This is a genomic window from Arthrobacter sp. J156, assembly GCF_056172865.1.
The window spans coordinates 83881-105992 of sequence record NZ_CM149650.1; the positions used below are offsets into that span (position 1 = coordinate 83881).

Sequence of the window (22112 nt, forward strand, 5' to 3'; positions counted from 1 at the left end):
GTCAGAAAAACGGTGGGAACGGCGTGGCTTGACCGAAAGGAACGGCGATGACCGAAACCACCGAGATGATCGATCCTGTGACAGGGGAAATCATCGATCAGCAGGAGCTCGCTGAGCAGTTGCTCGCTCAGGCCAAGGAACAGGGCGTGAGCCTCGTGGGCCCGGGCGGGCTGCTGGCCGGCCTGACGAAGACGGTGCTTGAAACGGCGCTTGAGGCGGAGATGACCGATCACCTCGGGCACGAGAGGAACGGGGCTGCGGAGGGGCCGAACGTGCGTAACGGAACGCGCTCCAAGACGGTGCTGACCGAGATCGGGCCCGTCTCGATCGACGTGCCCCGGGACCGGGAGGGCAGCTTCGAGCCGACCATAGTCAAGAAGCGCCAGCGGCGCCTGGACGGGATCGACGAGGTCGTCCTTTCCTTGAGCGCGCGGGGCCTGACGACCGGTGAGATCGCCGCGCACTTCGACGAGGTCTACGGCGCAACGGTCTCCAAGGACACCATCAGCCGGATCACCGAGAAGGTGGCTGAGGAGATGGCCGAATGGGCGAACAGGCCCCTTGACCGGGTCTATCCCGTGATCATGGTGGATGCCATCCACGTGAAGGTCCGCGACGGACAGGTACGCAACAAGCCCTTCTACGTCGTCATCGGGGTCACGGTGAACGGCGAACGGGACATCCTGGGCATCTGGGCCGGGGATGGCGGAGAAGGCGCCAAGTTCTGGCTCGGGGTTCTGACCGAGGTCAAGAACCGCGGCGTGGAGGACGTGTGCATCGCCGTCTGCGACGGGCTCAAGGGCCTTCCGGACGCGATCACTGCCGTATGGGAACTCGCCACGGTCCAGACGTGCATCATCCACCTGATCCGCAACACCTTCCGCTTCGCCTCCCGGCACTACTGGGAGGAGATGGGCAGGGATCTCAAGCCGGTCTACACGGCTCCAACCGAGGCGGCGGCGAAGGAGCGGTTCGCCGAGTTCGACGCGAAATGGGGCACCCAATACCCGGCGATAAGCAGGCTCTGGCACAACGCTTGGGCAGAGTTCGTTCCTTTCCTGGACTGGGACGTGGAGATCCGCAGGGTCATCTGCTCGACGAACGCGATCGAGTCCCTCAACGCCCGCTACCGGCGCGCCGTGCGGGCCCGCGGCCATTTCCCCAACGACGCGGCGGCGCTGAAGTGCCTTTACCTCGTGACGCGCTCCCTTGACCCGACCGGGCGGGGCCGGGCACGATGGGCCACCCGGTGGAAGCCTGCACTGAACGCGTTCGCGATCGCGTTCGAAGGCAGGATCAACTAACAATGCGCCAGGCCAGACCCACCGTTAATCTGACACTCCCTCAACCGGGACTATCTCATTAACGGTGTATCCGGCGGTTTCTTTTAGTAGCTTTCAGCGGCCGGGAATCGGTCGCTGAAAGTGATGGCGAAGGCGTTCAAAGCGGGCTTCCAACGCACGGCCCATCGGGTCTTGCCGGCACCGGTCGGATCGAGGGATCGGGTGACCAGATACAGGCACTTTAGCGCAGCCTGCTCGGTGGGGAAATGACCCCGGGCCTTCACGGCGCGCCGGTACCTGGCGTTGAGGGATTCGATCGCATTGGTCGAGCAGATCACGCGCCGGATTTCCACGTCATAGTCCAGGAACGGGATGAACTCCTCCCACGCGTTCTCCCACAGCCGCACGATGGCCCCGTATTTCTTGCCCCAGCGCTCGGTGAGCTCCTCGAACGCCGCCCTGGCGGCCGCAGCGTTCACGGCGGTGTAGATGGGCTTCACGTCCCGTTTGAGCGCGTCCCAGTCCTTCTTCGAGGCCAGGCGGAAGGTATTGCGGATCAGGTGGATGATGCAGGTCTGCACGGTTGTCAGCGGCCAGACGTTGGTGACGACTTCGGGCAGGCCTTTGAGGCCGTCGCAGACCAGGAAGAAGGTGTCTTTCACGCCGCGGTTCTTGATGTCGGTGAGCACGCTCATCCAGAACTTCGCGCCCTCACCGCCGGTGCCGGCCCACAGGCCGAGGATGTCCTTCTCACCCTCCAGCGTCACGCCGATCGCGGCGTAGACGGGCCGGTTGGCGACCTGCCCGTCGCGGACCTTGACGACGATGGCGTCGATGAAGATCGCCGCGTAGACCTCATCCAGCGGCCGGTTTTGCCACGCGGCCATCTCGTCGAGCACCCTGTCGGTGATCCGCGAGACGGTCTCCTTTGACACGGACGCACCGTAGATCTCGGCGAAGTGCGCGCTGATTTCCCCGGTGGTCAGGCCCTTGGCATAGAGCGACAGGACCATCTCATCGACACCGGTCAGGCGGCGCTGACGCTTCTTGACGATGACCGGTGAGAAGGTCCCTTCCCGGTCCCGCGGCACGTCCACCTCCACCGGGCCCGTGGTCTCCGTCAGCACCGTTTTTGGGCGCACGCCGTTGCGGGAATTCGCGGTCTGCTTCCCTGCCGTATCGTGCTTTTCATATCCGAGATGCTCGGTCATTTCCTCATCGAGCGCGGTCTCGATCACGGTCTTGGTCAGCTGCTTGAGCAGACCGTCCGGCCCGGTCAGGGACAGGCCCTGTTCCTTCGCCATTCTGACCAGCTCGCGCGCAGCGTCGCCCTCGGATACTTCTGTCTTCTTTTCAGCGGTTTTCGTACTCGGCACAGCCTCAAGTGTTGCGGCCATATCGGGCTCCTCCCCGCCAGGCTTACCGCCCGGCGTGTCGAGCCGGATACACCGTTATTTCCACAGTCCCTCCTGGCAGGCTTCCTCATCGCCAACGGCATCACCATGCTACGCAGCGAGGGCCGCCGCCTCGGCAACCTGCTCTCGTTGGCCCTGGGCATCGCGATCCCCGTGCTGCCCGTCCTGGCCCTCGGTCTCGTGATGACGCAGCAGACGGTGGCGATCGGCGCCGCCGTCCTGCTGTTCTTCCTCTGCAGCTACGCCGGCGTGGTGTTCGTCGTCTACCTCGGCTACGCCTTCGCGTACGGAAGGATGCGGCACGAGGGTTACCCGTCCGCCGTCGTCATCCTCGGATCCCGGCTGATCGACGGCGAGGTGCCGCCGCTTCTGCGCAGCCGGCTGGACAAGGCACTCGAGGTCTACCGGGCCGCCCGGCCGCGCCCCGCGCTCATCCCCTCCGGAGGGCAGGGGTCCGACGAGTCGCGGGCCGAGGGCGACGCCATGGCCGAGTACCTCCTCGCGGCCGGCGCCGACCCGGGCGACGTCTTCCCGGAGAACCTGGCCACCACCACGGAGGAGAATCTGCGGTTCTCGGCCCGGATCCAGGACGACGCCGGACGGCCGGGTCCCGTTCTCGCCGTCACCAACAACTACCACGCCCTGCGCGCCGCGCTCCTGGCCCGCCGGATCGGGGTCGACGCCCAGGTCGTCGGTTCTCCGACCGCCCGGTACTACCTCCCGAGCGCGTTCCTGCGCGAGTTCGCCGCCGTCGTCATCGCCCACAAGTGGCTGCACCTGGTCCTGTTCATGCCGTTCCTGGGGCTCACGGCCGTCCTCGTCGCGGTGTCCCTCTCGACGTAGGAGCAGCGGCAGCGCGGCGGCCTTCGGTGGCAGATGGCCGGAGCAGGGGGCGCGTGAAACGCGACCGGAGGCGCCACGGCGGTGTCTGGGCGCCCGGTTCACGCGGCAGTCGGTAGCTACGCCGGATCAGGAGCGGTCTCCGTGTGGCGTCGGGTCAGGGGGCGGTCTCGCCGCGGCGCCGGGAGAGGTAGGCGCGCTCGGCGGGGTTGCCGGCGAGCCGGATCGCCGCGTCATAGGCGGACACCGCGTCCCCGTTGCGCCCGAGGCGGCGCAGCAACTCCGCCCGCGTCGCGTGGAAGGCGTGATAGCCGTCGAGGCTCCCGGCCAGGCGGTCGATCTCGGCGAGGGCCGCCGCGGGGCCGTCGAGCTCGGCGACCGCGACCGCCCGGTTCAGCCGGACGATCGGCGACGAGTCGATCGCCGCGAGGCGGTCGTAGAGCGCCAGGATCTGCGACCAGTCGGTCTCGCCCGCGTTCAGGGCGTGCGTGTGCACCGCGTTCACCGCGGCCAGGAGCTGGTAGCGTCCCGGTGCTTCGCCGCCGTCGGCCACCGCGGCCAGACGCTCCCGGACGAGCGCGTGGCCCTCGCTGACCAGGCCCCGGTCCCACAGGTCGCGGTCCTGCTCGTCGAGGGTCACGAGCTCCCCGGCCGGGGACACGCGGGCGGCCCGCCGCGCGTCCGTCAGGAGCATCAGGGCCAGGAGCCCGGTCGCCTCGCCGTGGTCGGGCAGGAGGGTGCGCAGGAGCCGGCCGAGCCGAATGGCCTCGTCGCTCAGCTCCGCGCGCAGCGGCTTGCCGTCCGCGCTGGCCAGGTAGCCCTCGTTGAAGACCAGGTAGACGACCGCGAGCACGCCGGCGAGCCGCTCGCGGACGTCCGCCGGCGACGGCACCCGGTACGGGATGCGGGCTGCCTTGATCTTGGCCTTCGCGCGCGTGATCCGCTGCGCCATCGCGGATTCGCCGACCAGGAACGCGTGGGCGATCTCGGCCACGGTCAGGCCGCCGATCAGCCGCAGGGTCAGGGCCACCCGCGCCTCCATCGAGAGCGCCGGGTGGCAGCACGTGAAGACGAGCCGGAGCCGGTCGTCCTCGATCGGTCCCCGGGGCGGGGGAGCGGCGTCGTCGCGCGTCATCAGCGCCTCCCGGTACTTGGCGCCGCGCAGGGATTCGCGGCGCAGCCGGTCGATGGCCTTGCGTGCCGCCGTCGTCGCGAGCCAGCCGCCGGGGTTGGGCGGCACGCCGTCCCGTGGCCACCGTTCGACGGCGGTCGCGAAGGCCTCGGCCGCCGCCTCCTCGGCGATGTCCAGATCGCCGAAGCGGCGGGCGAGCCCGGCGACGACCCGCGCCCACTCCTCGCGGTGGGCGCGGGTGATCGCCTCGTCGACCGGCGAGGGCGTGGTCGGCGTGGGTGTTGCCGGGGACGACTCGTCTGGCGAGGGAGTGGCCGGTGGGACCGCGTCCGGCGAGGGTGTCACGGTTCGAGCAGCGCCCGGACCGATTCCTCCGTCTGGAAGGGACGTACCTCGACTGTGCCGCGGCATGCCTTCGAGCCCTCCGCGGCCAGCGCCAGCGCCTCGTCGAGGTCGGCCGCCTCGATGACCCAGAAGCCGCCGAGCTGTTCCTTGGTCTCCAGATAGGGTCCGTCGGTGAAGACCGGCTCGCCGCCCTGGCCGTCGACGGTGGTCGCGGCCGTGGCCGCCTCGAGGCCGTCTGCGAAGACGAAGTGCCCGTCCCGTTCGAGCTTGTCGTTGAACGCGCCCGTGTCGGCGAAGGACTCCAGCATCGCCTCGCGGGAGGGGTAGCCGCCGAACTCGGGGCGTTCCGTCGGGCCGAAGACCGAGAGCATGTACCGGGGCATGTCAGTTCCCTTCTTCCAGGTGGAGGATGTCTTCCCTGCGCGGAAAGCGGTGGACCTCTTGCGGCCATTCGAGCGCGACGGCGAGCCGTCCCGCCCAGTGGCGCGCCGCGTCGTCGTCGGCCACGTCGATCACCGTGAAGCCGCCGAGGTGCTCCTTGGTCTCGGCGAAGGGGCCGTCGGTGAAGACGGGCTCTCCGTCGCGGGCCTCGACATTGCACAGCACCGTCGAGGCGTCGAGCCCGCCGTTGCCGAAGACGAACACGCCGGCGGCCTCCATCTCCTCGATGACCTTCAGGGAGGCGGTGCCCTTGGCACGCAGCTCGTCCAAGGTGTGCTCCTGCACCCATTCGTCGTTGAACGCGATCAGGTATTGCGCCATCGCGGTCTCCTTTCAGGCAAGGCGGGGGCCTCGCGGCTCCCTGCGGTGCGGCGACCGGGATGGCCGCCGCTACACACTCTACGAACGGCGGACCGCCGATCCGACACCTGCGGCCGGGGAATTTTCCGGGACGCCGCGAACTGCGCTTTCCCTAGTTTGTCTTGACATGCTGACAAAGCAGGGGAAGTCTTGATGCGGGACCAAGACATCGAGACACAGGAGGTCGGCACATGGCGGCGGCAATCAGGCTCGGACTCGTGGGATACGGCACGGGCGGGCGGTACTTCCATGCCCCCTTCATCGAGGCCGCCGACGGGGTCGAGCTGGCGGGCATCGTCACCCGGTCCGCCGCGCGCCGCGAGGCCGCCGCCGCGGACTACCCGGGCGTCCCGCTCTTCGACTCGCTCGCCGAGCTGCTCGCCTCCGGCGTCCACGCCGTCGCGATCACGACGCCCCCCGAGACCCGCCGCGAGCTCGTGTTGGAGGCCCTGACCGCCGGCGTGCACGTCGTGGCCGACAAGCCCTTCGCCCCGACGGCGGAGACCGGCCGCGAACTGCTCCGCGCCGCCGAGTCGGCCGGCGTGGTGCTGAACGCCTTCCACAACCGCCGCTGGGACACCGACCTCGTCACCTTGCGCTCCGTGCTGGACTCCGGCGCGATCGGGGACGTGGCCCGTTTCGAATCCCGCCTCGACCAGGACCAGCCGGGCTCGCTCGACGCCGGACCCGGCGGCGGACTGCTGCGGGACCTCGGCAGTCACCTCGTGGACCAGGCCCTGTGGCTCTTCGGGCCGGCCGTCGGCGTGCATGCGGCGCTGGAGTGGACCGAGCTGCCCGCGGGGCGCACCGATTCAGGGTTCGCGCTGACCATCACCCACGCCGGAGGCGTGCGCTCGCGACTGGCCGGCAGCAAGACCCACCGGCTCGAGAGCCGGGAACTGCGCCTCCTCGGCTCGCGCGGCAACTACGTCTCCACCTACTCGGACGTCCAGGCGGACGCCGCGATCGCCGGCCGCCGCCCCGCCGTCGACCCGCAGGGGTGGGGCTACGAGGAGGAGTCCCGCTGGGGGACGCTGACGACGGCGGACGGCCGGGTCCGGGTACCCTCCCTCCAAGGCGCGTACCAGGAGTACTACCGCCGCTTCGCGCTCGCCGTCTTCGCGGGAGGGGAGGGGCCCGTCCCCGCCCGGGAGGCGGTCCACGTCCTCGAGGTCCTCGACGCGGCGCGCCTCAGCGATGCCGAAGACCGCGTGGTGCACCTGCCGGCAGAAGGTCAGCGGAGCGCGGGTCGTGCCTTCCGCGGAACACCTCGGGTCGTGGCTCCCGTGGAGCTCGGGTAGCGGCTCCCGTGCGGCACCGCGGTCGTGGCTCTTGCGGAGCGACCCGGGTCGTCGGCCCTACGGCGCCTCGCTCCAGACCACGTCGAAGCGTTCGAAGACGATCTCCGTCGCGTCGGTGAACTCGAGGCCGCGCGCCGCGGCGACGCGGGACCAGTAACGGCGGTGCCCGTCGAGCCAGACCGGAAGCGAGCCGTCGTCCTCGGCCTCGTCGCGGGCGAAGGCGGCGTCGGCGCTCGTGATCGGCCCCAGCCGCAGCTCCGTGGTGCGCAGGACGACGCGGGGCGCGCCCCCGCCGTCGCACGCGATCCAATGCCCGCCGATCCGCGGCAGCGGTTCGCCATCGGCCCCGAACTCCGCGGCCAGCGTCGCCGTCGCCCGCTTCCGGCCGGACAGCACGAGTCCCAGCAGCTCGTCCGCCAGGGCGGGGGAATCGCCGAAGTACTCCACGCTGGGCATGTCCCGCTCCCCGTGCATCTCGGCGCCCGAGGCGAGGTAGGAGGCCCACATGCGGGCGGCGTCGGCCCGGTCCGGTTCAGGAAGTTCCACCCTCAGATCCTAGGTGCTCATCCGATGGCGATGTAGCGCAGGACGCTTGGTACGGGCGCCCATGCCGCGCCCTCGGCCGGCCCGCCGATGAGCTGCCCCTCGATGGCCAGCAAGGAGCCGTCGCCGCCGAAAACCGCCAGCGCGCGGTAGGTGCCTTCGGGAGCCGTGGTCTCGACCGCCAGGGCAGTCCCGGCGCGGCCCCGGCGGTCGATGACGGATCCGGCCACCTCGACGCCGGGCTGCCCGGCCAGGGCCTCTGCCAACGCGAGCTCCTGTCCGGCGTCGAGCTTCCATTCGCCCGCGAGGAATCCGACGGAGGCGAACAACCCGCCCGCTCCGTCGCCCACCATGGCGCCCGCGCGGCGCTGGAAGGAAGCGAGATAGTCACCGAAGGCCGCAGCCTCCCGCGGCGGCGCCCCGGGAAACAGCGTGGGCGTCAGGGTACCGGCGCCGTGGCTGCCCTGCTCCACCGTGCCGGGCGCAACCGTCGGGAACGGTCCCTCCTCGACGACGAGGGGGGCGTCGGGGTCGGCTTCAGTTCCGGGGGCCGGAGGCGTGTCGAGCCCGACGGCGGTGAAGTCGGCTCCCGGTCCCGGCTCGCCGAAGGGCTCCCCGACCGTCGCGGTCCGCGTGCCCGAGCCGTCTCCCGCGCGCACCGTCTCGACGCGGACCGGCAGCGTCACGGTGTCGCTGTAGGCGCCGGCAGCGGCGTCCCACATGGTGCCGAGCTCCCAGTGCTCGACGTCCGTGTGGCCCGGGTCGACCGGGCCGGGCCGGGCCGCTGCGCCCGCACGGATCCGGTCGAGGAACGCGGAAGTCGACTCGCCGTCGGGAACGGGGCCCAGCACGGCCGGCACCGCGGCGGCCGCCCGCCTGCCGAGGCCCGTGCCCCACAAGGACCCCGCGAGGACGACGGCGACAGCGGCCGCTGCGGCAAGCCCCCACCGCAATGCGTGGTGCCGGGGGACCGCTGGCACGGTTCCACCGCGCACAGCGGGGACGGCGGCCCCGGAGCCGTCGGGCGCATCCGAGGTCGCGGGTCCTCCGTCTGGGGGCGCATCGGTGCCCGGGAGGCCTGCGGCGATCCGTTCGGCGCGCGGGACGGCGGTGATTCGTTCGAGGACCTCCTCGGCGCGCCGGTCCAGGGGACGGTCGGCGTCGAAGGGGGAGGGGTTGGCTCGGCGCAGAGCGGTGCCGAGTGAGTCGTCGGACTTAGCCATGGTGGAGGCCTTTCGAGCGAAGGGTCGAGGTGAGGGCGCGGCGGGCGCGGCTGATGCGCGCCCAGACCGCGGATTCCGAGCAGCCGAGGACGGCGGTGATGCGGGCCGCGCTCGCTTCCTCCCAATAGCTCAGGTAGAGCACTTCGCGGTCGGGGCCACGGAGTTCGAGCAAGGCCTCGCGGAGAAAATGGGCGTCGAGGGCCTCCTCGGGGCCGGGCTCCACCGCTTCCGGTTCGGCCGCAAGGCGGCGGGCGAGGGCCTTGCTGCGCAGCCTGCGCCGGTACTCGTTGCCGATGAGGTTCCGGCACGTGGTGTAGAGGAAGCCCAGCCCGGGAGGTTCGGGGTCCTGCCAGCGGTCCCATGCGATCCTGAACGCCTCGGCCGCCGCGTCACGCGCCGCGTCCGGATCGTCCAGGCGCCGTTCGGCGAAGGCCACGACGAGCCAATAGTTGGCCCGGTAGAACGCGTTGAACCCCTCGACGACCGTTGCAACCGTCGCAAACGTGGCGACCGTCGCGTCCGGACTGTCTGGCGCGACCGGATCATCTGGCCCTTGCGGCCCGTTCCTCCCGTCCAATCCGTGCTGCCCGCCGGGCTCGCCGGACTCGCCGGTCCCGCCGGTCCCGCCGGGCGGTGCCGTCGCGCGCGGCGGGCGGTCCTGCTCGGTGGTCTCGGTGGTGTCCACGCGGTGGGGCCTTTCGCTCGGGTGCTCCTACTTCCCTGTGTTTCCGGCACCGGGTGGATCCTGACACACATCGGCCCCTTGCGTGGGAGTGTGGCGTGCGCCATACTCGATAATGAACGCCATTCATTTAGTGCCTCGCACCACGTGCCGAGGCGGCAACCCCCGGGAGAGCCCCATGCAGGAGATCGTCACCCTCGCCCCGCCCGCCTCCGAGTGCCGGACGGAGGCGCCCGAGCGCGGCAGCATCGTCGTCGGACTCGTCCAGCACCGCTGGAATCCGGACCCGGCCGCCCTGCGCGCCGAGCTCGCCGAGGGGATCGCCCGGGCCGCCGGCCACGGGGCGCGGGCCGTGTTCCTGCCCGAGCTCACGCTCTCCCGCTACCCGGCGGACACCCTGCCCGCCGGCCGCGCCGCGGACGCCGCCGAGGACCTCCTGGGCGGCCCGACGTTCGCCTTCGCCGCCGAACAGGCCGCCGGCCACGGGATCCACGTCCACGCCTCGCTCTACCAGCAGGCGACCGCGGAGGACGGCTCCGACGACGGCCTGGGCCTGAACACCGCCATCATCGCGGCCCCCGACGGCACGCTCGCCGCCGCCACGCACAAGCTCCACATCCCCCGCACGGCGGGCTACCACGAGGACCGCTACTTCCGCCCCGGCCCCGCGGCCGATCCCTACCCGGTGCACGCCCCGGCCGGCCTGGACACGGACGCGGGGTCCCCGCTGCGCCTGGGCCTGCCGACGTGTTGGGACGAGTGGTTCCCCGAGCCCGCCCGCGCCTATGCGCTCGCCGGCGCCGACGCACTCGCCTACCCCACGGCGATCGGCTCCGAGCCGGACCACCCCGGCTTCGACACCGAGCCGCTGTGGCGCCAGAGCATCATCGGCCACGGGATCGCCAACGGCCTGTTCATGATCGTCCCCAACCGCTGGGGCGCCGAGGGATCCCTGACGTTCTACGGATCCTCCTTCATCGCCGATCCCTTCGGCCGTGTCCTGGCCCGCGCCCCGCGAGACGCCTCCGCCGTGCTCGTCGCTTCCCTGGACCTTGACCAGCGCCGCGACTGGCTCACCCTCTTCCCCTTCCTGCGCACCCGCCGCCCCGACACCTACGGGGTCCTCGCCGAACCCGTCGCGGACACACCGCTGGGCATTCGGGACGACGCCGGGGCCCCCTCCCGCCGGGACGCGCGCCGCGGGGGCGCGGACGACGCCGGGGCCTCCCTCCGCGCGGACCGCACGGCAACCGCCGGGCTGGGTGCCTGAGATGCGCGCCGAGAACACTATGGTGGCGGCGACGCCGACCGCGACCGCCGTCGCGCCGGGCTACCGCATGCCGGCCGAGACCGGCCCGCAGGAGCGGGTGTGGATGGCCTTCCCGTCCGGCGGCTACACACTCGGGGACTCGCCTCAGGAGGCCGAAGCCGTCCGCCGCGCGTGGGCCGCGACGGCCCGGGCCGTCTCCCGCTTCGCCCCTGTGACCATGGTCGTGGACCCCTCGGCCGAGGCCGACGCCCGCCGCCACCTCGGCGACGCGGTGGAGTACGTGTGCCGCCCGCTCGACGACGCGTGGATGCGGGACATCGGCCCGACGTTCGTCCGAGCCGCCGACGGCTCCCTGGCCGCCATTGACTGGGGCTTCAACGGCTGGGGCACCCAGGACTGGGCGAGCTGGGACCAGGACTCGGCCATCGCCGCCGAGGTCGCCGGCCTCGCCGGCGTCCCCGTGCTGAGCGCGCGGATCGTCAACGAGGGCGGCGGCATCCACGTCGACGGCGAGGGCACCGTCCTGGCCACCGAGACCGTCCAGCTGGACCCGGGCCGCAACCCCGGCGCCACGCGCGCGGACGTCGAGGCCGAGTTCGCCCGCCTCCTCGGCGCCACGAAGACCATCTGGCTTCCCTGCGGCCTGACCCGGGACAACGGGCTCTTCGGCACGCGCGGCCACGTGGACCTCACGGCGGCGATCCCGTCCCCGGGCACCGTCCTGCTCCACGAACAGCGCAACCCGGCGCACCCCGACTTCGAGGTCTCCCGCCGCATCCGCGCCGTCTTCGAGTCCACGCCCGACGCCGCTGGACGCCCCTGGCGGATCCTGCCGGTCCCCGCACCCGCGGTCCTGCACGACGCCGAGGGCTGGGTCGACTACTCCTACATCAACCACCTCGTCGTCAACGGCGGCGTGATCGCCTGCACGTTCGGCGACGCGAACGACGCCGAGGCGCTCGCCGTCCTCGCCGAGGCCTACCCGGGCCGTGAGGTCGTCGGCGTCGACGCCCGCGAGCTCTTCGCCCGTGGCGGCGGCATCCACTGCATCACGCAGCAGCAGCCCGCGCGCCTCCCCGCCCCGGCCCCCGCGCCCGGCCCGACCGCCGCCTCGGCACGCGACACCGCGCCGGCCCTAGCGGGAGTACCTTCCCGGCCCCGGACGGAGGCGCGGCCATGAACCCGAAGCCGGGCACCGGCGTCGTGCCCGTCCCCGCGGCTCCCCACCCGGGAGGCCCTTCCGCGCCGCGCACCGGCTCCAAGGGCCTGCGCGGCGGGCAGATCGGGCTGCTCGCGGCGATCGTGATCGGTGTGTCCACGATCGCCCCCGCCTACGTCCTCACGTCATCGATCGGCCCCACGGCGGAAGCGGTCGGCGAGCACCTGCCCGCGATCTTCCTGGCCGGATTCATCCCGATGTTCCTCGTGGCCCTGGCCTACCGCGAGCTCAACGCGGCGATGCCGGACAACGGCACCACGTTCACCTGGACATGGAAGGCGTTCGGCCCGCGCGCCGGCTGGATGGGCGGCTGGGGGCTGCTCGCGGCCAACATCATCGTCCTGTCCAACCTGGCCGGTGTCGCCGTCGACTTCCTCTACCTCTTCCTGGCCCAGCTCACGGGCCGTCCCGGGCTCGCGGACCTCGCGGCGGACCCGCTCGTCAACATCGCCACGTGCCTGGTGCTCGTCGGCGCCGCGGTCTGGATCTCCTGCCGCGGCCTGCACACCACGCGCGGCGTCCAGGCCGTGCTCGTCGGTTTCCAAGTGGTGGTCCTGGCATGGTTCATCACCTCGGCGATCGGACATGCCGGAACGCAGCCGGGGGCTCCGCAGTTCAGCTGGGACTGGTTCAACCCCCTGCACATCGGCTCGTTCTCCGCGTTCGCCGTGGGCCTGAGCCTGTCCATCTTCGCCTTCTGGGGCTGGGACGTGTGCCTGACCATGAACGAGGAGACCACCGACGGCGGGCGGACCTCCGGCATCGCGGCGGGCGTCACCGCCGTCGTCGTCCTGGCGCTGTATCTGGCGGGATCCGTCGCGGCGACCCTCTTCGCCGGCACGGGGACCGAGGGCCTGGGCCTGGCCAACCCGGAGAACGCCGGGAACATATTCGCCGCCCTCGCGCACCCGGTGATGGGCCCCTTCGCGATCCTGCTCTCCCTCTCCGTGCTCTCCAGTTGCGCCGCCTCGCTGCAGTCCACGATGATCTCCCCGGCACGCTCCCTGCTGGCCATGGGCCACCACGGCGCACTGCCGCACCGCTTCGCGCGGCTCCACCCGCGCTGGGGCACCCCCGCGTTCGCGACCGTCTTCGCCGGCGTCGTCTCGGCCGGCTTCTACGCCCTGATGCGCGTACTGTCCACGAACGTCCTGAACGACACGATCCTGGCGCTCGGCATGATGATCTGCTTCTACTACGGGATCACCGCGCTCGCCTGCGCCTGGTACTTCCGCCGCAGCGCGCTGACATCCTGGCGGAATTTCCTGCTGCGCTGCGCGGCCCCGCTGGCCGGCGGACTGGCGCTGACGGCGGCCTTCGCGCAGACCGCCGTGGACAGCTGGGACCCGGGCTACGGCTCGGGATCCCACATCGGGGGAGTGGGGCTCGTGTTCGTCGTCGGCGTCGGGATCCTCGCCGTCGGCGCGCTGTTCCTGATCCGCGCCGGCCGCCGCCGTCCCGGTTTCTTCAGGACGACGGCGGAGCCCCCGCCCCGCTGATCCGTCGCCCGGGGCGACCGGTTCCGGCGCCGACCGGGCGTCGTGGCCGGGCCTGCGGTGCCGTGCGGCTCAGGTCTCTTGGGGGACCTGCGGGCAGAGCCCATCGAGGAGGGCGTCGAGGCCCGCGAAGAACGCGTCGTCGGCGGGGTCCACGCCTTCGGCGCGCTGGGCCCGCAGGGCCGCTGCGAACTCGCCCCCGCGCCGTCCCCCGGCCGCGTCGAAGATGTCCCGCGGCGCCGTCGCGTCGAGCGCGGAGCCGAAGATGAAGGACTCCAGCGCCACGATCGCGGGGATGATCCGGGCCCGCTCCCAGCCGCCGGCGGCCATGCCGGCCGCGACGGCCTCGTACATCGTGACCGTCGCGGGCGCGCCGCCCACGGGCAGCACCGCGATGACGGGGATCAGCGGGCCGTGGTGGGCGAAGACGTCGCGGTAGCTCACGGCCCAGCGGCGCAGCGCCTCGCGCAGCGGCAGCATGCCGAAGCCCGAATGGTCCACCTCCGCCATGACCGAGTTCTCCACCCACGCCAGGAGCTCGTGCTTGTTGGCCACGTGGTTGTAGAGCGCCGACGGGGCGACGCCGAGCCGCGACGCGAGTGCCGACATCGTCAGCGCCTCGTAGCCGCGCTCGCCGATGATCTCCAGGGCCGCCGCCGTGATGTGCGCCTGCGAGAGCACCGCGGTGCGCGGCCGTCCCGCCCGGCGCTTCGGCCCGGGTGCCGGGGCGGAGCCCCGCGGGGGGGCCGGGGCGGGTGACTGCACGGAGGCCGGGCCGGGTGACGGCGCTGACGCCGGGTCCGGGGACCGGCCCGGCACATGGTTCGTCCCGCGCCCGGGGGTCCCGGTGGCGCCGTTCCGCGCCCGGGGCGCGGCCCCGGCGTCGTTCTCCTCGACCATCCGAGCCCTCCCGAAATCCTGGTCCTTCCCAAGCCGGGGAGGATGCCGTACGATCATCCTATAAATGAATGCGATTCATTTACTTGTCCGACACAGAACACGACCCGGAACCCCCGGGCGCCCCGAGCCAGGAAGCACGTGATACCCATGGCAACGCTGCACCGCGATGTCGTCGTCATCGGCGCCGGACCCACCGGCCTCACCACCGCCCGCGCCCTGAGCCGCGCCGGCCGCAGCGTCGCGGTCCTCGAGGCCCGCGACCGCGTCGGCGGCCGGACCTGGACCCGCGAGATCGGGGGAGCGACCCTCGAGATCGGCGGCCAGTGGGTCTCCCCGGACCAGACCGCGCTCCTGGAGCTGCTCGACGAGCTCCGGCTCGAGACCTACCCGCGCTACCGCGAGGGCGCGAGCGTGTTCATCGCCCCCGGCGGCACGCGCCACGAGTACGCGGGCGAGGACTTCCCCGTGGCGCGGGCGACGCTCGAGGCGATGGAACGGCTCACGGCGCTCCTGGACCGGCTTGCTGCCGAGACCGATCCCGAGCACCCGTGGGAGCACCCGCAGGCCCGCGAGCTCGACTCCGTCTCCTTCCACGCCTGGCTCCGCGCCCACTCGGACGACGAGGAGGCGTGCCGGAACATCGGCCTGTTCATCGCGGGCGGCATGCTCACCAAGCCGGCGCACACCTTCTCCGCCCTGCAGGCCGTGCTCATGGCGGCCTCCGCGGGATCGTTCTCGAACCTCGTCGACGACGGGTTCATCCTGGACCGGCGCGTGAAGGGCACGATGCAGGCCGTCTCCCAGCGCATGGCCGAGGAGCTCGGGGACGACGTGTTCCTGTCCAACCCCGTGCTGCGGCTGGAATGGGACGAGGACGGCGTGACCGCCCACGGCGCGGACGTGGTGGTGCGCGCCCGGCAGGCCGTCGTCGCCGTGCCGCCGAACCTGTACTCGCGGATCAGCTACGACCCGCCCCTGCCGCGCTGGCAGCACCTGGCCCACCAGCACCAGTCCATGGGCCTCGTGATCAAGGTCCACGCGGTGTATCCGACCCCCTTCTGGCGCGCCAAGAGCCTCTCCGGAACCGGGTTCAGCCCCGACGGGCTCGTGCAGGAGGTCTACGACAACACGCTGCACGGCGATACGCGCGGGACCCTCGTGGGCTTCGTCTCCGACGAGAAGGCCGACGCCGTGTTCGCGCTCGACGAGCACGAGCGCCGGGCCGCGGTCCTGTCCTCGCTCGCCGGCTTCCTCGGCCCGGAGGCCCTCGACCCCGAGGTCTACTTCGAGTCCGACTTCGGCTCGGAGGAGTGGACCCGCGGGGCCTACGCCACGAGCTACGACCTCGGCGGGCTCCTGCGCTACGGGCCGCGGCAGCACGAGGCCGTGGGGCCGCTCCTCTTCGCCTCCTCCGACCTGGCCGGGGCCGGATACCAGCACGTCGACGGCGCCGTGCGCATGGGGCGCCGGACCGCCGAGCGCATCCTCGCCGCCCTGCCGCAGCCGGCGGACGTGCGATCCTAGAGGCAAAGCCGAGCAAGCCCGGAAGGAAACCGCCATGACCGACACCACGACCGCAGCCGACGCCCCCGAGGAGGGCCCCGGCGTCGTACCCGGCGCCACGGATCCCGCGGCGGGCGGATCCACGGACGGGCCCGGGCCGGACGGAGGCATCACGGCCGAGCAGATCGAGGCCGGGCGCCGCGCCTACGAGCTCGATCGCGCCCACGTGTTCCACTCCTGGTCCGCCCAGGGGTCCCTGACGCCGATGACGATCCTCAAGGCGGAGGGTTCCCACGTCTGGGACGGCGAGGGGCGAAGGCTCCTGGACTTCTCGAGCCAGCTCGTCAACACCAACATCGGCCACCAGCATTCCCGGGTCGTCGCGGCGATCCAGGAGCAGGCGGCCAAGCTCTGCACCGTCGCGCCGCAGCACGCCAACGACGCCCGCTCCGAGGCCGCGCGGCTCATCGCGGAGCTCACCCCCGGCGATCTGGACCACGTGTTCTTCACCAATGCCGGCGCGGAAGCGGTCGAGCACGCGATCCGCATGGCCCGCCTGCACACCGGGCGGCGCAAGGTCCTCGCCGCCTACCGCAGCTACCACGGCGGCACGCACCTCGCCGTCAACGTCACGGGGGATCCCCGCCGCTTCGCCAACGACGACGGCGACGCGGGCGTCGTGCACTTCATGCCCGCCTACCCGTACCGCTCCTACTTCGGCTCCACGAGCGAGGCCGAGGAGACCGAACGGGCGCTGCGGCACCTCGAGGACATGATCCTGTTGGAGGGCCCGCAGAACATCGCCGCGCTGATCCTGGAGACGGTTCCGGGGACCGCCGGCATCTACGTCCCGCCGGCCGGCTACCTCGAGGGCGTGCGGGAGCTGACCCGCCGGCACGGGATCGTCTACATCGCCGACGAGGTCATGGCCGGCTTCGGGCGGACGGGGAAGTGGTTCGCCGTCGACCACTTCGGCGTGGTCCCGGACCTGATCACCTTCGCCAAGGGCGTGAACTCCGGGTACGTGCCGCTCGGCGGCGTGGCGATCTCCGAGGCGGTCTACCAGACGTTCGTCGAACGCCCCTACCCGGGAGGGCTCACCTACTCCGGGCACCCGCTCGCCTGCGCGGCGGCCGTCGCGACCATCAACGCGATGCGCGAGGAGTCCATGGTGGAGCACGCCGCGTGGCTGGGAGAGCACGTGATAGGCCCCGGGCTGCGGGAGATCGCCTCGCGGCACCGCAGCGTCGGAGAGGTCCGCGGCCTCGGCGTCTTCTGGGCGATCGAGCTGGTCAAGGACCGTGCCACGCGCGAGCCGATGGCGGCCTACGGGGGCTCCTCGCCCGAGATGAACGAGCTCGTGGCCGCGCTCAAGGCTGCCGGGATGCTGCCGTTCGCGAACTTCAACCGCATCCACGTGGTGCCGCCGCTGAATACGTCCGAGGCCGACGTCCGCCGCGGCCTGGAGATCATCGACCGGGCGCTCGAGGTCACGGACCGCCACGCGGCGTAGAGCTAGGAACCCCGCGCCGCCGCGAGGCGCCCCGCCGTCGCGATCAGCCCGTCGCGCAGGCCCGTGCGGCGGGTGCGGTTGCTCACGCGCGACATCGCCGCCGAGGCCCGCACGATCCGCTGGGACCGGCGCCGGCGGGCCGCGTCGTACCGGGCCAGTCCGTCGGCGACCGTCGGCGAGGCCAGCAGGCACTCGGCCAGGACCAGCCCGTCCGTCAGCGCCTCGCAGCCGCCTCGGCCCAGGTGCGGCGCCATGGCGTGCGCCGCGTCGCCGAGCAGGACCGTGTTCGCCGAGACGAAGGAGCGCAGCGGCACCGACTCCTCGATCCGGCGCCGGTCCACGCCGTCCCCGGGCACGGCGTCGAGCACGCGCTGCACGTCCGCATGCCATCCCGAGTAGAGCGCGCGCAGCAGCCCCGGCCAGTCGCCGTCGCGCTCTCCCGCGAGCCCCGCGGCGACGCCCGCGTACCAATTCGTGCCGCCGCCCGGGAACGGGCTGATGCCGAAGATCAGCCCGCTGCCCCACGTCTCCGAGGTCTGCCCGGCCGGGATCGGCGCGACCCCGCGGAAGGCGACGACCTGCGTGTCCCGGACGCGGGCGAGAGGGAACGCCGCCGCGCGCACGGCGCTGTGGATTCCGTCCGCCGCCACGACGACGTCCGCCGGGGGAGCCGGCCGCTCGGGCCCGACGGTGCGGGACCACTGGACCGTGTCGGGAGGCAGCCCCGCCAAGAGGGCCTCGAGCAGTTCCGTCCGCGGGACCGTGCGGAGGTTCCCCCGCGTCTCGAAGGCCGCCAGGACCTGTCCGTCCGGCCGCCGGATCTCGCCGCGCTGGAGCCCCGCCCCGCCCGCCGTGAGGTGATCGGCGACGCCGAGGCGCTCGAGCGCCCGCCACGCGGACGGCCAGATGCCGAGCTGGGTCCCCGCCGAGGACAGGAACGGTCCGCGCTCCAGCACGGTCACGTCCCACCCCGCGGCCGTGAGCGCGCGCGCCGCCGCCAGCCCGCCGATTCCGGCCCCGACGATCGTCGCCGTTCCCTGCATCGGAGTCCTCCCTTCCGCGGCGCGGGGCCGTCCTGGGAACCATGATGCACCACTCGCCGGGCCGCGGACAGGGGCCGGGTGCCGCGCAAGTGCTGATTTTTGGGCGATCTCGGCGCATAGTTAGCCCTACCAGTCGCTGTGCCTAAGGGATCGGGGGTGTCGGGATGGGCGAGGTGTGGCCGGGGGCCGGGCGGGGGCGGTACCGGGTGGAACTGCTGGGCCGTTTCCACGTCAGCGCCGACGGCCAGCCGCTCGAGGTGCCCGTGGGGACCCAGCGGCTCATTTCCAAGCTGGCCCTGCGGGGCGCCTGCGGGCGGAGCCGGCTGGCCGGGCTGCTGTGGCCCGAGACGACCGAGGCCAAGGCCCTCGCGAGCCTGCGTACCGCCATCTGGAGGGCGGGGCGGATCGCTCCCGGGCTGCTCCTGACCGGGCACGACGACGTCTCCCTCGCCTCCGATGTCGAGGTCGACGTCTCCCGCCTCGTCGAGATGGCCCACGAGATCATGGAGGGCCGCCGCTTCGTCGAGCTCGATGAGCCGCGGCTGCACCAGGTGGAGGAGGACCTGCTGCCGGACTGGACCGACGACTGGCTGATCGTCGACCGCGAACGCCTCCGCCAACTGCGACTGCACGTGCTCGAATCGCTCTCCGAGCAGCTCTTGGCACGCGGCGCGTTCGGGATGGCCCTCGAGGCCGCCATGATCGCGCTCAACGCCGACACACTGCGGGAGAGCGCCCACCGTGCCGTGATGCGCGTCCACGTCGCGGAGGGCAACGTGCTCGACGCCAGGCGCGCGTACGCCTACTGCCAGGCCCTGTTGCGCCGCGAGCTCGGGGTCGCGCCGTCCGCGGAGACCCTGGATCTGGCCCGGAGGTGGAGCCTGGAGCGCTCGGCCCCCGCGGTACCGTGCCGGCTGCGCTGAGGCGTCCCCCGGGCCGGGTGCCGCTCCCACGCCCCTCCGGAAGGGGACGCCGATGCGCCGCCCCGCGCGGGCCGGGTTCCGGCGTCGTGCCCGCTTCCGGGCTACTCGGCCGGCGCCGCCGAGGCGGGATACTGCACGACGACGGAGAAGCCCACCGCGCCGCGGCCGGCGGGGGAGTAGGAGTGCTCGACATCGCCCGGGTGGGCCGCGGAATCGCCGGCGGCGAGCACGACCTCCTCGCCCGCGACGCCGAGGCGCAGGCGGCCCGCGTGGACCACGACGAGTTCGCGGGTCCCGGGCGGGTGGGGGCTGGAGAGGTGCTCCTCGCCGGGCTCCATGCGCCACTGCCACTGCTCGGCCACGTTCGCGCCCGGGAGGCTCCCGGCGAGGTGGGCGGCCCCGCCGTCGTCCCCCTCCCAGAGGACGGCGCCCTCGCCCGCCCGCCGGACCAGCAGCGTGTCCGGCGAGCCCGCGCCGACGAGGGCGACGAAGGCCACACCGAGGGCGTCGCTGATCCCGGAGAGGACGGCGATCGAGGGGTTGGCCTGCCCCTGCTCGATCATCACGAGCGTGCGGCGGCTGACCCCGGCCCGGTTCGCGAGCTCGTCCAGGGTCCACTGGCGGGCGGTGCGGCGGGCGCGGATGCGCTGGCCGATCAGCGCGGCGATGTCCTGGTTGCCGGTCAAGGGGGTCCTTCCAGACGGTGTCGGTGCCCCAGTCTACCCGCGGGTCCCCGTGGTCCAGCTCACTATGATGCGCAGCATAGTGCATTATGTTGCACGCGCGGCTACCATGGATCCATGGCCTCCTACCGCGAACTCTTCCGTGCCCCCGGCGTGCTCCGCGTCGTGTTCTCGCAACTGCTCGCGCGCTTCCCGGCCGGCATGCTCTCCCTCGCCGCGCTCATCCACGTCGAGCACGTCCACGGCTCCTACGCGGCCGCCGGGCTCGTCATCGCCGCCCTCGCGGTCGGCCAGGCCGTCGCCGGCCCGCTGACCAGCCGGATCTTCGGGCGGTTCGGCATGCGCCGCGTCATCGGGACCACGCTCACGGTCTCCGGGTTCGCGACCGCCGCGCTCGCGATCCCGGACCTGTCCGTGCCCCTGTATGCCGTTACGGCCTTCATCGCCGGGATCTCCACGCCGCCCATCCAGCCCGCGGCGCGCTCCATCTACCCCTCGCTCGTCCCGGCCTCCGGGCGCACCGCGCTTTTCGCCTTCGACGCCTCCATCCAGGAGGTCATCTGGATCATGGGGCCCGTCCTGACGACGTTCGTCGCGCTCGGCGTAAACACCTCCCTCGGCATCCTGCTCTCCGCCGTGTTCCTGGCCGGAGGCGGCCTCTGGTTCCTCTCGGCCCCGCAGATCCGCACGGCCGTGCCCGCCGCGCCGACGGGGCGGTTCGGTTCCGTGCTGCGCAGCCCGGCGCTGCGCCTGGCCTCCGGAATCGGCTTCCTGATTTGCGCCTGCACCGCGATGCTGGAGGCGGCGATCGTCGCCGTGTTCGGCCATGGAGGGGCGCTGGCCGGGGTGGTCCTGGCCGTGTTCTGCGTCGGCTCCCTCGCGGCGGGCCTGGCGCTCGGACACCACGCGATCGGCCGCTTCTCCCTGGCCCGCCGCATGGGCGTCGTGGCCGTCGGGCTTGCGCTGGCCGCCGTGTCCCTGGACTTCTGGTGGATCCTGGCGACGGTGTTCGTGGCCGGGCTGGGCGTCGCCCCGGTCATCGCGGCGATGACCACCATGACGTCCGCCGGGGTGCCCGCCGCGGACGTCGCCGAGGCGTTCGGGTGGAGTACGACGGCGCAGCTCGTCGGCGTCGCGATCGGTTCCGCCGTCGCGGGGATCGTGATCGACGGCCCGGGGCCGCAGGCTGCGCTCGCCTGGGCCGCCGGACTCGCCGCCGCCGGGGTGCTGCTGGCGCTGCTCGTCCGCCGCGGACAGCCGGGGGCGCCGGCCGCGGGGTCCTCCGTGGGGCCGCAGACCGGGATGCTCGCGCGCATCGGCTGAATGCCCGCGGGCCGAACGCCCGCGGGCTGGAGGCCTCGGCCAAGCGCCGGCCTTGCCATCGGAAGAGGCGCCGGCCGGGATGGCGAACGCCGAGGGCGAGTCCATCGTGGACTTCGTGGTCAAGGATGTCGATCTGGCCCTGAAGTGCACCGAGCAGTTCGCCGAGAAGGCCGAGAACGGACGCCTGATCGGCCTGCACCTGGACGTCGAGACGCACAAGGCGCTCGGCGGCGAGGACCAGTGGATCAAGACCTTCGACGCCTCGGCGCACACGTGGACGTTCGTCTCCGCCGCCGGGACGACCTTCAATGGCAGCCTGGCCACCATGCCCTCGTTCTTCTGCCTCGCCGACGCCGAGACTCTGCCGTTTGACATCGGGCCGGCCCAGAAGGCCAGCGGCGTCGTCGTCCTGGACGTTCCCGAGGCCGAAGGCACCTTGATCTTCGAGCCCTACGGGGACGGACTCGGCTGGGAGTGGGAGATCGGCGTAGGTGCGGACGCCTAGCACGGAGCGCGGCCCCCACCGCGGGAGTAGGCTCGGTGCACCGGTGGGCCCGGATCAGCGGCGCCGCTGGCTGACGGGCATCGAGCAAGGGAGGCGCCGTGGGCCGCGGATATCGCGAGGGGTGGGCGCCCGGCGCGCGCCCACGCGCCGGCGTCCGTCCCGGGGTCCG

Annotated in this window: 21 protein-coding genes; 11 read left to right on the forward strand and 10 right to left on the reverse strand. The window is 72.4% G+C overall.

Features of this window, described 5'->3' with window-relative positions; genetic code table 11:
* The first annotated feature begins 65 nt into the window (after positions 1-65).
* The gene (locus AC0QR5_RS00440; RefSeq protein WP_329862411.1) at positions 66-1304 is read left to right on the forward strand and encodes an IS256 family transposase; all 1239 of its coding nucleotides are present in this window, start codon (positions 66-68) and stop codon (positions 1302-1304) included.
* Positions 1305-1387: 83 nt separating this feature from the next.
* Here the strand turns inward: AC0QR5_RS00440 and AC0QR5_RS00445 are convergent, their stop codons facing one another.
* Positions 1388-2680 (reverse strand): IS256 family transposase, encoded by a 1293-nt coding sequence (locus tag AC0QR5_RS00445; RefSeq protein WP_400588025.1) that lies wholly within the window; start codon positions 2678-2680, stop codon positions 1388-1390.
* Positions 2681-2785: 105 nt separating this feature from the next.
* Here AC0QR5_RS00445 and AC0QR5_RS00450 point away from each other — a divergent pair, with 105 nt between their 5' ends.
* Positions 2786-3541 carry a YdcF family protein gene (locus AC0QR5_RS00450; protein ID WP_329859536.1) on the forward strand — a complete coding sequence of 252 codons (756 nt, stop codon included), beginning with the start codon at positions 2786-2788 and terminating at the stop codon, positions 3539-3541.
* A gap of 154 nt (positions 3542-3695) precedes the next feature.
* Here the strand turns inward: AC0QR5_RS00450 and AC0QR5_RS00455 are convergent, their stop codons facing one another.
* From AC0QR5_RS00455 to AC0QR5_RS00465, 3 genes are all read right to left on the reverse strand, one after another.
* Complete coding sequence (locus AC0QR5_RS00455) at positions 3696-4913, reverse strand: RNA polymerase sigma factor (protein ID WP_329859799.1); 1218 nt, start codon at positions 4911-4913, stop codon at positions 3696-3698.
* A gap of 98 nt (positions 4914-5011) precedes the next feature.
* A complete protein-coding gene (locus AC0QR5_RS00460; protein WP_329859538.1) occupies positions 5012-5398 on the reverse strand; it encodes a YciI family protein in 387 nt (128 codons plus the stop codon).
* A 1-nt stretch (position 5399) separates the two neighbouring features.
* Complete coding sequence (locus AC0QR5_RS00465; RefSeq protein WP_329859539.1) at positions 5400-5777, reverse strand: YciI family protein; 378 nt, start codon at positions 5775-5777, stop codon at positions 5400-5402.
* 230 nt (positions 5778-6007) lie between these two features.
* Between AC0QR5_RS00465 and AC0QR5_RS00470 the strand changes: the two genes are divergently transcribed.
* Positions 6008-7117 carry a Gfo/Idh/MocA family oxidoreductase gene (locus tag AC0QR5_RS00470; protein WP_329859541.1) on the forward strand — a complete coding sequence of 370 codons (1110 nt, stop codon included), beginning with the start codon at positions 6008-6010 and terminating at the stop codon, positions 7115-7117.
* Positions 7118-7174: 57 nt separating this feature from the next.
* Here AC0QR5_RS00470 and AC0QR5_RS00475 read toward each other — a convergent pair whose 3' ends face one another.
* Genes AC0QR5_RS00475 through AC0QR5_RS00485 form a run of 3 tightly spaced genes read right to left on the reverse strand, consistent with a single transcriptional unit; the run spans position 7175 to position 9568 of the window.
* The gene (locus tag AC0QR5_RS00475) at positions 7175-7663 is read right to left on the reverse strand and encodes an ASCH domain-containing protein (protein ID WP_430632572.1); all 489 of its coding nucleotides are present in this window, start codon (positions 7661-7663) and stop codon (positions 7175-7177) included.
* Between the two features lie 17 nt (positions 7664-7680).
* Positions 7681-8883 (reverse strand): hypothetical protein, encoded by a 1203-nt coding sequence (locus AC0QR5_RS00480; protein ID WP_329859543.1) that lies wholly within the window; start codon positions 8881-8883, stop codon positions 7681-7683.
* Entirely contained in the window at positions 8876-9568 is a 693-nt protein-coding gene (locus tag AC0QR5_RS00485) for an RNA polymerase sigma factor (RefSeq protein ID WP_329859544.1), read from the reverse strand. Before AC0QR5_RS00485 ends, AC0QR5_RS00480 begins: the two co-directional genes overlap by 8 nt.
* A gap of 175 nt (positions 9569-9743) precedes the next feature.
* On the opposite strand from AC0QR5_RS00485, the gene AC0QR5_RS00490 reads away from it, so the two are divergent.
* From AC0QR5_RS00490 to AC0QR5_RS00500, 3 genes are all read left to right on the forward strand, one after another.
* A complete protein-coding gene (locus tag AC0QR5_RS00490; RefSeq protein ID WP_329859546.1) occupies positions 9744-10835 on the forward strand; it encodes a nitrilase-related carbon-nitrogen hydrolase in 1092 nt (363 codons plus the stop codon).
* A 67-nt stretch (positions 10836-10902) separates the two neighbouring features.
* Entirely contained in the window at positions 10903-12015 is a 1113-nt protein-coding gene (locus tag AC0QR5_RS00495; RefSeq protein ID WP_329859802.1) for an agmatine deiminase family protein, read from the forward strand.
* Positions 12012-13553, forward strand: coding sequence for an APC family permease (locus AC0QR5_RS00500; protein ID WP_329859548.1), 1542 nt, complete (start codon positions 12012-12014; stop codon positions 13551-13553). Before AC0QR5_RS00495 ends, AC0QR5_RS00500 begins: the two co-directional genes overlap by 4 nt.
* Before the next feature lie 69 nt (positions 13554-13622).
* Here the strand turns inward: AC0QR5_RS00500 and AC0QR5_RS00505 are convergent, their stop codons facing one another.
* Entirely contained in the window at positions 13623-14450 is an 828-nt protein-coding gene (locus AC0QR5_RS00505) for a TetR/AcrR family transcriptional regulator (protein WP_329859549.1), read from the reverse strand.
* Positions 14451-14597: 147 nt separating this feature from the next.
* On the opposite strand from AC0QR5_RS00505, the gene AC0QR5_RS00510 reads away from it, so the two are divergent.
* Entirely contained in the window at positions 14598-15974 is a 1377-nt protein-coding gene (locus tag AC0QR5_RS00510) for a flavin monoamine oxidase family protein (RefSeq protein ID WP_329859550.1), read from the forward strand.
* Positions 15975-16008: 34 nt separating this feature from the next.
* Positions 16009-17466: an aspartate aminotransferase family protein gene (locus AC0QR5_RS00515; RefSeq protein ID WP_329859551.1), complete on the forward strand. Its 1458-nt coding sequence runs from the start codon at positions 16009-16011 to the stop codon at positions 17464-17466.
* 2 nt (positions 17467-17468) lie between these two features.
* Here AC0QR5_RS00515 and AC0QR5_RS00520 read toward each other — a convergent pair whose 3' ends face one another.
* A complete protein-coding gene (locus AC0QR5_RS00520) occupies positions 17469-18509 on the reverse strand; it encodes an FAD-dependent oxidoreductase (RefSeq protein WP_329859553.1) in 1041 nt (346 codons plus the stop codon).
* A gap of 164 nt (positions 18510-18673) precedes the next feature.
* On the opposite strand from AC0QR5_RS00520, the gene AC0QR5_RS00525 reads away from it, so the two are divergent.
* Positions 18674-19432 carry an AfsR/SARP family transcriptional regulator gene (locus AC0QR5_RS00525; RefSeq protein ID WP_329859554.1) on the forward strand — a complete coding sequence of 253 codons (759 nt, stop codon included), beginning with the start codon at positions 18674-18676 and terminating at the stop codon, positions 19430-19432.
* Between the two features lie 101 nt (positions 19433-19533).
* On the opposite strand, the gene AC0QR5_RS00530 is transcribed toward AC0QR5_RS00525, so the two are convergent.
* A complete protein-coding gene (locus AC0QR5_RS00530; protein ID WP_329859555.1) occupies positions 19534-20118 on the reverse strand; it encodes a helix-turn-helix domain-containing protein in 585 nt (194 codons plus the stop codon).
* Between the two features lie 114 nt (positions 20119-20232).
* Between AC0QR5_RS00530 and AC0QR5_RS00535 the strand changes: the two genes are divergently transcribed.
* Together AC0QR5_RS00535 and AC0QR5_RS00540 are read left to right on the forward strand one after the other, a co-directional pair.
* On the forward strand, positions 20233-21438 hold the full coding sequence (locus AC0QR5_RS00535) for an MFS transporter (protein WP_329859556.1): 1206 nt from the start codon (positions 20233-20235) through the stop codon (positions 21436-21438).
* 79 nt (positions 21439-21517) lie between these two features.
* On the forward strand, positions 21518-21943 hold the full coding sequence (locus tag AC0QR5_RS00540) for a hypothetical protein (RefSeq protein WP_329859558.1): 426 nt from the start codon (positions 21518-21520) through the stop codon (positions 21941-21943).
* Positions 21944-22112 lie beyond the last annotated feature (169 nt).